Origin of the sequence: Burkholderia sp. Se-20378, from assembly GCF_017104665.1 — a bacterium.
Classification (GTDB): Bacteria; Pseudomonadota; Gammaproteobacteria; order Burkholderiales; family Burkholderiaceae; genus Burkholderia; species Burkholderia lata.
The window spans coordinates 1-8,922 of record NZ_JAAGPG010000350.1 but is presented as its reverse complement, the minus strand read 5'-3'; the positions used below and the strand labels follow the sequence as shown (position 1 = coordinate 8,922).

Sequence of the window (8,922 nt, the reverse complement as noted above, 5' to 3'; positions counted from 1 at the left end):
CGAGGCTCCGCGCCCGGTTCGTCGAACTGTACGAACTCGGCGAACCGGGCGCGGAGCCTCGCCTGGCATCGGTCGGGCGCACCGATGGCGGCCCGTTGCTGCCGGGCGCCGCGCCGCTGTCGTTCGACGCGTTCGCGCGGCGCGCGCTGACCGAGAAGTTCGACCTGTGTCAGTTCGAATTCGAATCGCAGCCGTGGCGCTTCGACCGCGCGACGGTGAAGCGCCTGCGCGTGCCGCTCGCCCTCGTTGCGGCGACGCTCGGCGTGGCGGTGATCGGCATGAACCTGCACTGGTGGAAGCTGTCGCGCGAGCGCGATGCGTTGTCCGCGCAGATCACCGAGACGCTGCTGTCCGCGTTCCCGAAAACGACGACGGTGCTCGATCCGCCCGCGCAGATGCAGCGCCAGCTCGACCAGTTGCGCCTCGCGGCCGGCGAGCTGTCGCCGAACGATTTCCTCGCGCTGTCGAGCGGGCTGTCGCGTTCGATGGGCGCGCTGCCGCTGAACGGCATCGCGTCGCTCGACTATCACGACCGGAAGCTCGACGTCGGCTTCAAGCCGGAGGTCAAGGTCGATCCCGATTTCACGCAGCGCCTCGCGCGTAACGGACTGTCCGGCGAAGTCGACAGCAACACGGGCAAATGGACGATCCGGAGCCGCTCATGAAGACGGAACAACTGAACCAGACGCTGGCCCAGTTCTGGGGCGAGCGCTCCCAGCGCGAAAAGATGCTGCTCGGCTGGGGCGGCACCGTGCTGGCGATCGCGATCGCGTATTCGGTGCTGTGGTCGCCCGCGCAGGACGGCCGCGCGCGGATCCAGCGCGAGCTGCCGACGATGCGCCGCGAGCTTGCGCAGATGACCGCGCAGGCAAACGAGGCGAAGTCGCTGACGGCCGCCGCGCAGGGCGTGGCGCCGACCGGCCTCGCGCTCAAGGATGCGCTGACCGCGTCGCTGTCCGATCACGGGCTGCAGGGCGCGCAGCTGCAGATCGTCGGCAACGGCGTGCAGGTCCAGATGAAGAACGTGTCGTTCCCGGCGTGGACGCAGTGGCTCGACGATGCGCGCCGGCAATTCAAGGTGCAGGTCGGCGAGGCGCATGCAACGGCGCTGAAGGACGACGGCCAGGTCGACCTGACGGCCGTGATGCAACCGTCTACGCAGAAATGACGCAGTTGGACGACGCAAGTGGCGGCCGGCCGATGAGGCCGGGGATCAAGCGGCTCGCCACCGTATTGCCGTGGGTACTGGCGGGCGGCCTGGCGACGGCGTTGACGCTCGTCGCACTCGCGCCGGCCGCGTGGATCGCGCCGCAGTTCGCGCGCGCGACCGGTGGGCATGTGAATCTCGTCGATCCCGACGGGTCGTTGTGGCACGGTTCGGGCACGCTGATGCTCGCGCCGGGGGCCGACCAGAGCGCGGCGACGCTGTTGCCGGGCCGGGTGGAATGGACCACGGGCTTCTGGCCGCTGCTGACCGGGCGCGTGCAGATGCGCATGCGGCAGACCGAGGCGATGCCCGATGCGGTCACGCTCGACGCGACGTGGCGCGGCGCGGTGCTGTCGGCGGGCACGATGGCCGTGCCTGCGTCGCTGCTCGCGGGGCTCGGCACGCCGTTCAACACGCTCGACCTCCAGGGCGACGTGCGGCTCGGCTGGAGTGACTGGCGGCTGATCGGCAACAACGCGTTCGGCCAGCTGACGATGACGATCGACTCGATGAGTTCGCGCGTGTCGCGCGTGAAGCCGCTCGGTTCGTACCGCGCGGTGCTGCAGGCGAAGGGGGCCGGCGCCGATCTCGACCTGTCGACGACGCAGGGCCCGCTGTTCCTCGACGGCCACGGCAGCTTCGGCCCGGGCCAGGGATCATTCCGCGGCACCGCGCATTCGGCGCCGGAGCAGCAGGCGAACCTCGCGGGGTTGCTGAACCTGCTCGGCCACCCGATCGGCAACAACGAGGTTTCGTTGATCTTCGGCGACGCGCAGCGCTGACGCGCGCGTCGCCCTTTCCTTCCTACTTCTGCGCGAGCGGCGCGGCGACCGACGGTGCGGTGGCCGCGGGCGCGGGCGCGGCCGCACCGGACGCCGGCACGGGCGCCGCCATGTCACCGTTCTCGCGCGCCATCTCCGCGACGTTCCAGCCGCCGCCGAGCGCCTTCACGAGTCCGACCGACGACGTCATCCGCTGCCCGGCGATCGTCGCGAGCTTCTGCTGCGCGGTGAACGCGGTGGTCTGCGCGGTCAGCACGTTCAGGTAGGCGACCGTGCCGGCCTTGTACTGGTTCGTGACGATCGCGAGCGAATGCTCGGCGCTGTCGACGGCCTGCCGCTGCACGTCGATTTCCTGCGCGAGGATGCGCTGCGACGCGAGGTTGTCCTCGACGTCCTGGAACGCGGTGAGCACCGCGAGGCGGTACGCGGCGACGTCCTGGTCGTAGGTCGCGCGCGCGGCGTCGGTCTGCGCGGCGCGCAGCCCGGCGTCGAACAGCGTGGCCGCGAGCTGAGGGCCGACCGTCCAGAAGCGCGCCGGCAGCGTGAACAGCTGCGACCACACCGAGCTCTGGAAGCCGCCGGTGGCCGACAGCGTCAGGGTCGGGAAGAACGCGGAGATCGCGACGCCGATCTGCTCGTTCGCGGCCGCCGCACGGCGCTCGGCCGCCGCGATGTCGGGGCGGCGTTCGAGGATCGCGGACGGCACGTCGACCGGCGTGATCGGCGGCTCGGCGGTGAGCGGATTCGGCGGCAGCGAGAAGGTCGACGCGGGTTCGCCGATCAGCGTCGCGATCGCATGCTCGTACTGCGCGCGGGCCACACCGTTGTCGATCGACGCGGCCTGCGCGCTCTGCAGCTGCGTCTGCGCCTGGATCACGTCCGCGCGCGCGGCGACGCCCTGCGCGTACTGGTTCTGCGTGAGTTTCAGCGACTGTTCGTACGACTTCACGGTGTCGTCCAGCAGCTTCTGCAGCGCATCGGACGTGCGCAGCTGGAAGTAGGTTTGCGCGAGCAGCGCCTGCTGCGACAGCCGCGCATTCGCGAGATCGGCCGCGGCGGCTGCTTCGCCGGCGCGCTGCGCGCTGACGGTACGGCTCACCTTGCCCCACAGGTCGGGTTCCCAGCTCGCGTCGAGACCGACGCTGTAGCTGTTGCTGATCGACGAACTGCTGCCGAAACTCGACGACGAACCCGACGACACCGACGTGCGCGGCGTGCGGGCGCGCGAGCCCGACGCGGTCAGCCCGACGGTCGGGAAATACGCGGCCCGCGCCTCGGTGACGAGCGCACGCGCCTGCCGGTACGCGGCCGCCGATTGCGCGATGGTCTGGTTCGACGCGTTGAGCTTGCCGATCAGCGCATCGAGCTGCGGATCGTTGTAGACCGTCCACCACGCGCCGCGGTCGGTGCGGTCGGCGGGCTGCGCGACCTTCCAGCCGGCCGGCGCTTCCTTGTAGGCGGCGGGGATCGACGTGTCGGGCCGGTGATAGTCGGGCCCGACGGCGCAGCCGGCGAGCAGCACGGCCGTCGCGGCGGCGACGGCGGCGCTCAGCGGGCGAAGGGCGCGCGGGAGGGAGGCGTACGGCATGGTGGTTTTCCTGTCTGGGCGCGACGGCCGGCGAGCGGCGTCGCGCGATGCGGTCGTCGTGCCGCTGGCGGACAAATGGTAACTGACGGCGGGAAAGCTGCGCAGCCCCAAGGGTACGGTGCGTGGCGACAGGAATGTGTTACCGGCGCGAGCGGCCGGTTTACCGGCCATTACGGCTCGCTGACGGGAGACAGGTGTGCGACGCCGGCCATGCGTGACGCGGCCGGCGCTCAGTCCGAGCAGTCAGGAAGGCGGGAGACGCGCGCTGTCAGTGGCAGCGCGCGGGCAGCGGGAGCGGTTCGGCGGCGGACCGCCATGTCGACGGCTCCGTCGCGGCCGGCTGGCCGGTGCGGCGAGCGCCGTCTTTCGCGTTGCGCTGCCGGCGATGATCGAACCATGCGAACCCGAGCGCCGCGAGCGAGCCGCCCGGTACCACCAGCATCGTCACGTACAGCGCGATCTTCCAGCCGCGGTGCGGCCCGGAAAACGCATGATGAGCGGTATCGGTCAGGTTGCGGCGCAGCGCGCCGGCGGCATTTTTCAGGAACAGCATCGCGAACATCCTCGGGGTGCCCGCAGCGCGGGCGCATCGGTCAGAACATAGTCTCCGGCAGTGCAACATGCACGTCGTAACTGGTTGCCTCAAATAATATTGACTAAGCAATCAATTTTCAAGATACTGGGCGCGTTTAAATCCGAAACGCACTATTGCTGTGTGCGCAATCGCATGACCGGCGGCCTTTACGATCCCGAGAACATCGCGCTGGAAACGAGCCTCGGCTATTACCTGTCGAAGGCGAAGCAGGCGCTCGTCGAGCGGATGGACCGAGCGCTCGAGCCGCTCGACCTCACCGCGCAGCAGATCGGCGTGATCCTGTTGCTGTCGCGCGGCTATGCGCGCACGCCGTTCGAGCTGTCCCGCAAGATGTCGTACGACAGCGGTTCGATGACACGGATGCTCGACCGGCTCGAACGCAAGGGGCTGGTCGCACGCTCGCGCAGCGAGCAGGACCGCCGGATGATCGAGCTGACGCTGACCGAGCGCGGCGCCGAAGCCGCCCGGGCGCTGCCGTCGCTGATCGCCACCGCGCTCAACGCGCAGCTCGACGGTTTCTCGGCCGACGAGCTCGTGACGCTCACGGGCCTGCTGCAGCGCTTCATCGCCAATGGGCCCGGCTCGACCGGTTGCCCGAAACCCGACGACGAAGCGGACTGCTGATGTGCGCGGAGGCCCCATGTCTAGGTTAAGCATTCGCTTATTTATCTGTCTGGGCAGAAGATGACAGGGCACGCGCTCCCTTTTTCCCTTTATCCGTTCCACCCGGCCGGGCTGCGCTGCGGCGCACACCCGTGCGTTGTGCCGGCGCGTCGCGCGCGCCGCGTCTAGGAGATTCCGATGTCCGCCACCACGGCATCCGCCGCCTCCCCCGCCGCCGAACCCGCGCCGCTGTCCGGCGGTGCGCTCGCGCTGCTCACCGTCGGGCTGGCGCTCGGCACCTTCATGGAAGTGCTCGACACGTCGATCGCGAACGTCGCGGTGCCGACCATCTCGGGCAGCCTCGGCGTCGCGACGAGCGAAGGCACCTGGGTGATCTCGTCGTACTCGGTGGCTTCCGCGATCGCGGTGCCGCTCACCGGCTGGCTCGCGCGGCGGGTCGGCGAGGTGCGGCTGTTCACGCTGTCGGTGCTCGCGTTCACGGTCGCTTCGGCGCTGTGCGGCCTCGCGAACAACTTCGAGACGCTGATCGCGTTCCGGCTGCTGCAGGGCCTCGTGTCGGGGCCGATGGTGCCGCTGTCGCAGACGATCCTGATGCGCAGCTACCCGCCCGCTAAGCGCGGGCTCGCGCTCGGGCTATGGGCGATGACGGTGATCGTCGCACCGATCTTCGGCCCGTTGCTGGGCGGCTGGATCAGCGACAACTACACGTGGCCGTGGATCTTCTACATCAACCTGCCGATCGGCATCTTCTCGGCGACCTGCGCGTACTTCCTGCTGCGCGGCCGCGAGACGAAGACGTCGAAGCAGCGGATCGACGCGATCGGCCTCGCGCTGCTCGTGATCGGTGTGTCGTGCCTGCAGATGATGCTCGACCTCGGCAAGGACCGCGACTGGTTCAACTCGACGTTCATCGTCGCGCTCGCGCTGATTGCGGTCGTGTCGCTCGCGTTCATGCTCGTGTGGGAGGCGACCGAGAAGGAGCCGGTAGTCGACCTGTCGCTGTTCAAGGACCGCAACTTCGCGCTCGGCGCGATGATCATCTCGTTCGGCTTCATGGCGTTCTTCGGCTCGGTCGTGATCTTCCCGCTGTGGCTGCAGACGGTGATGGGCTACACGGCGGGCAAGGCCGGCCTCGCGACCGCGCCGGTCGGGCTGCTCGCGCTCGTGCTGTCGCCGCTGATCGGCCGCAACATGCACCGGCTCGACCTGCGGATGGTCGCGAGCTTCGCGTTCATCGTGTTCGCCGGCGTGTCGATCTGGAACTCGACGTTTACGCTCGACGTGCCGTTCAACCATGTGATCCTGCCGCGTCTCGTGCAGGGGATCGGCGTCGCGTGCTTCTTCGTGCCAATGACGACGATCACGCTGTCGAGCATCTCCGACGACCGGCTCGCGAGCGCGTCGGGGTTGTCGAACTTCCTGCGCACGCTGTCGGGCGCGATCGGCACCGCGGCGAGCTCGACGTTCTGGGAGAACGACGCGATCTATCACCACGCACGGCTGTCGGAATCGGTGAGCGTGTATGCGCAGAGCACGACCGACTACCAGGGCGCGCTGTCGCAGCTCGGCATCGTCGGCCAGACGGCCAATGCGCAGCTCAACCAGCTCGTCACGCAGCAGGGCTTCATGATGGCGACCAACGACTTCTTCCTGCTGTCGGCGTTCATGTTCGGTGCGCTCGCAGGGCTCGTGTGGATCACGAAGCCGAGGAAGGGCGCGGGGCCGGCGATGGGGCATTGAAGGCGGCGCGACTGTCGGCTGGCGCTGGGGCGTCTTGCGGGCGCGCTCGCCTTCTCGCATCGTCAAACCAAACCAAGCCGACGTGATCGAGGGTGGCGAGCAAAGCTGTCGATCCAGCGCGTCCGATTGCGCGCTGCGCCTCACTCCCTCGCCCGCAACCCGCCGAACGCGAGATCATCGCCGGGCGCGATCGGCAGCGTCGCCCGCGCCACGTCGAGCCACGCACGCGCCGCGTGCGACAGATACCCCTTCTTCAGCCAGCCGAGCGCGATCGCCCACGTGATCTCCGGCTCGACGATCGGCCGGCACGTGAACTGGCCCGCGTCGAGGCGCCGGCAATACGGCTCGGGCAGCAGCGCGATGCCGACCCCCGCATGCACGAGCGCGGCCATGAAATCCCAGTGGCCGCTGCGGCTCACGATCGACGGCGTGAAGCCGACCTGCCGGCACGCGTCGAGCACCGCATCGTGCAGCGCGAGGCTTTCCGCGTAGAACACGAACGACTCGCGTGCGAGATCCCCGAGCGGCACGGCCGCGTGATCCTCCCAGCGCGACTCGCGCGGGGCGACGAGCCACAACGGCGCGCGCACCATCGGCAGCCGCTCGAAGGTGCCGGGATCGACCGGCTCCAGCAGCCCGCCCAGCTCCAGCTCACCCGACGTCAGCGCGGCCTCGATCATCCGCGCGCCCTGCTCGAACAGCTTCAGCTCGATGTTCGGGTAGCGCTGCTTGTACGCGGCGATGATCGGCGTGAACAGCGAGCCGCCGAGCGGCGGGATCCCGATCGTCAGCTCGCCGCGCCCGAGCGTGCCGAGATCGTTCAGCTCCGACTGCAGCTGCGCCTGCGCGGCGAGTACGTCCTGGCCGCGCTGGAACACGATCCGCCCCGCGTCGGTCAGCACCATCTGCCGGCCGTCGCGCAGCAGCAGCGGCGAACCGATCTCGTCCTCCAGCGCCTTCACCATCTTGCTGATGGTCGGCTGGGTCACGAACAGCTTGTCGGCGGCCGCCGTGAAACTCTGCTGGCGAACCACCTCGACGAAGTACCGCAGCGCGCGCAATTCCATCGATGACTCCCCAAATTGGTGCGGCGATCAAAACGAATTCCGAATTGGAATGACAAGGATAGAGACAAGTCATTTTATTTATGGTTAGGGGAAACCCTATACTCCCACCATCGACGCAATATCTGTAGGGAGCCCGCCATGACCAAGCCGACCGCCGCACTCGCCACTCGCCCCGCCGCTTCGGGCAGCCTCGCGCGCACGGGCCGGATCGCGCTGCAGGCCGCCGCGCTCGGCGCGCTGTGGATGGCGGTCGACTGGGCCGTGCGCAAGGTCGGGCTGCCGATTCCGTCCGGCGTGATCGGCCTCGCGGTGCTCCTCGTGCTGCTGTTCTCGGGCCGCGTCGCACCCGCATGGGTGAAGGACGGCGCGAACTGGCTGCTGTCCGACATGCTGCTGTTCTTCGTGCCGGCCGCCGTCGCGGCCGTGCAGTACGGCGGGCTGTTCCGCGAGGACGGCTGGCGCATCGCGCTGGTGATGCTCGCCGGTACCGCGTTCGTGATGGTCGCGGTGGCCGTCGCGGTCGACCTCGCCGCGAAGCTCGAGCGCCGGCTCGCCGCGCAGCGCGTGTTCGCCGAACGCCGCCGCACGCGCCTGAGCGCCGCGTCCGCCCACTAAGCCGGAGCCCGCCATGCTTGCCGCATTGTCGAACCTGTCCGCCGACCAGGCGAACACCGCGATCTCGTTCGGCTGCTTCGTGCTGACGGTCGTGCTGTATTTCGCGTCGAAGCGGCTCTACGCGTACAAGAAGACGCTGCTGTTCTCGCCGCTCGTGTTCGTGCCGGGCGTGCTGGTGCTGCTCGTCCTGCTGACCGGCATCCCGTATTCGGTCTACTTCCACGACACGCGCTGGCTGATGTGGCTGCTCGGCCCGGCGACGATCGCGTTCGCGGTGCCGATCTACGACTATCGCGACCTGATCCGCCGCCACTGGCTGTCGCTGTCGGTCGGCGTCGCGGTCGGGATCGGCGCGGGCGTGTGCGGATCGCTGCTGCTCGCGAAGCTGCTGCACCTGTCGCCTGAACTGCAGCGCTCGCTGATGACGCGCTCGGTGTCGACGCCGTTCGCGCTCGCCGTGTCGGACAAGATCCACGCACCGAAGGATCTCACCGCGCTGTTCGTGATCGCGACCGGCATCTGCGGGATGCTGCTCGGCGAGCTGGTGCTCGCGCTGGTGCCGATGCGCACGCGGCTGGCGCGCGGCGCGTTGTTCGGCGCGGCCGCCCACGGCGTGGGCACCGCGAAGGCGCGCGAGATCGGCAGCGAGGAAGGCGTCGTGTCGAGCCTGACGATGATGATCGCGGGCGTCGCGATGGTGCTGA

The 8,922-nt window shown here is 69.0% G+C and carries 10 protein-coding genes; 7 read left to right on the top strand and 3 right to left on the bottom strand.

Annotated elements, in window-relative coordinates; all coding sequences use genetic code 11:
• From gspL to G3N93_RS27725, 3 genes are all read left to right on the top strand, one after another.
• A partial coding sequence (gspL, locus tag G3N93_RS27735) for a type II secretion system protein GspL (protein ID WP_241026727.1) occupies positions 1-665 on the top strand: 665 nt, incomplete at its 5' end.
• Positions 662-1,168, top strand: a complete 507-nt coding sequence (gene gspM, locus G3N93_RS27730; protein WP_174940284.1) for a type II secretion system protein GspM — start codon at positions 662-664, stop codon at positions 1,166-1,168. The genes gspL and gspM, both read left to right, overlap by 4 nt.
• A gap of 32 nt (positions 1,169-1,200) precedes the next feature.
• Positions 1,201-1,989, top strand: coding sequence for a type II secretion system protein N (locus tag G3N93_RS27725; RefSeq protein WP_206134401.1), 789 nt, complete (start codon positions 1,201-1,203; stop codon positions 1,987-1,989).
• Positions 1,990-2,011: 22 nt separating this feature from the next.
• Here the strand turns inward: G3N93_RS27725 and G3N93_RS27720 are convergent, their stop codons facing one another.
• Both G3N93_RS27720 and G3N93_RS27715 read right to left on the bottom strand, forming a co-directional pair.
• Positions 2,012-3,577 (bottom strand): efflux transporter outer membrane subunit, encoded by a 1,566-nt coding sequence (locus G3N93_RS27720; RefSeq protein WP_206134400.1) that lies wholly within the window; start codon positions 3,575-3,577, stop codon positions 2,012-2,014.
• Positions 3,578-3,845: 268 nt separating this feature from the next.
• Positions 3,846-4,130, bottom strand: a complete 285-nt coding sequence (locus G3N93_RS27715) for a multidrug ABC transporter ATPase (RefSeq protein ID WP_011350474.1) — start codon at positions 4,128-4,130, stop codon at positions 3,846-3,848.
• 174 nt (positions 4,131-4,304) lie between these two features.
• Between G3N93_RS27715 and G3N93_RS27710 the strand changes: the two genes are divergently transcribed.
• Together G3N93_RS27710 and G3N93_RS27705 are read left to right on the top strand one after the other, a co-directional pair.
• Complete coding sequence (locus G3N93_RS27710; RefSeq protein ID WP_174940287.1) at positions 4,305-4,796, top strand: MarR family winged helix-turn-helix transcriptional regulator; 492 nt, start codon at positions 4,305-4,307, stop codon at positions 4,794-4,796.
• Positions 4,797-4,973: 177 nt separating this feature from the next.
• Entirely contained in the window at positions 4,974-6,536 is a 1,563-nt protein-coding gene (locus G3N93_RS27705; RefSeq protein ID WP_174940289.1) for a DHA2 family efflux MFS transporter permease subunit, read from the top strand.
• 140 nt (positions 6,537-6,676) lie between these two features.
• Here the strand turns inward: G3N93_RS27705 and G3N93_RS27700 are convergent, their stop codons facing one another.
• Positions 6,677-7,603, bottom strand: a complete 927-nt coding sequence (locus tag G3N93_RS27700) for a LysR family transcriptional regulator (RefSeq protein ID WP_174940291.1) — start codon at positions 7,601-7,603, stop codon at positions 6,677-6,679.
• A gap of 138 nt (positions 7,604-7,741) precedes the next feature.
• Here G3N93_RS27700 and G3N93_RS27695 point away from each other — a divergent pair, with 138 nt between their 5' ends.
• Positions 7,742-8,218 carry a CidA/LrgA family protein gene (locus G3N93_RS27695; RefSeq protein ID WP_174936283.1) on the top strand — a complete coding sequence of 159 codons (477 nt, stop codon included), beginning with the start codon at positions 7,742-7,744 and terminating at the stop codon, positions 8,216-8,218.
• A 13-nt stretch (positions 8,219-8,231) separates the two neighbouring features.
• The coding region (locus G3N93_RS27690) for an LrgB family protein (RefSeq protein ID WP_206134399.1) at positions 8,232-8,922 on the top strand (691 nt) is incomplete at its 3' end.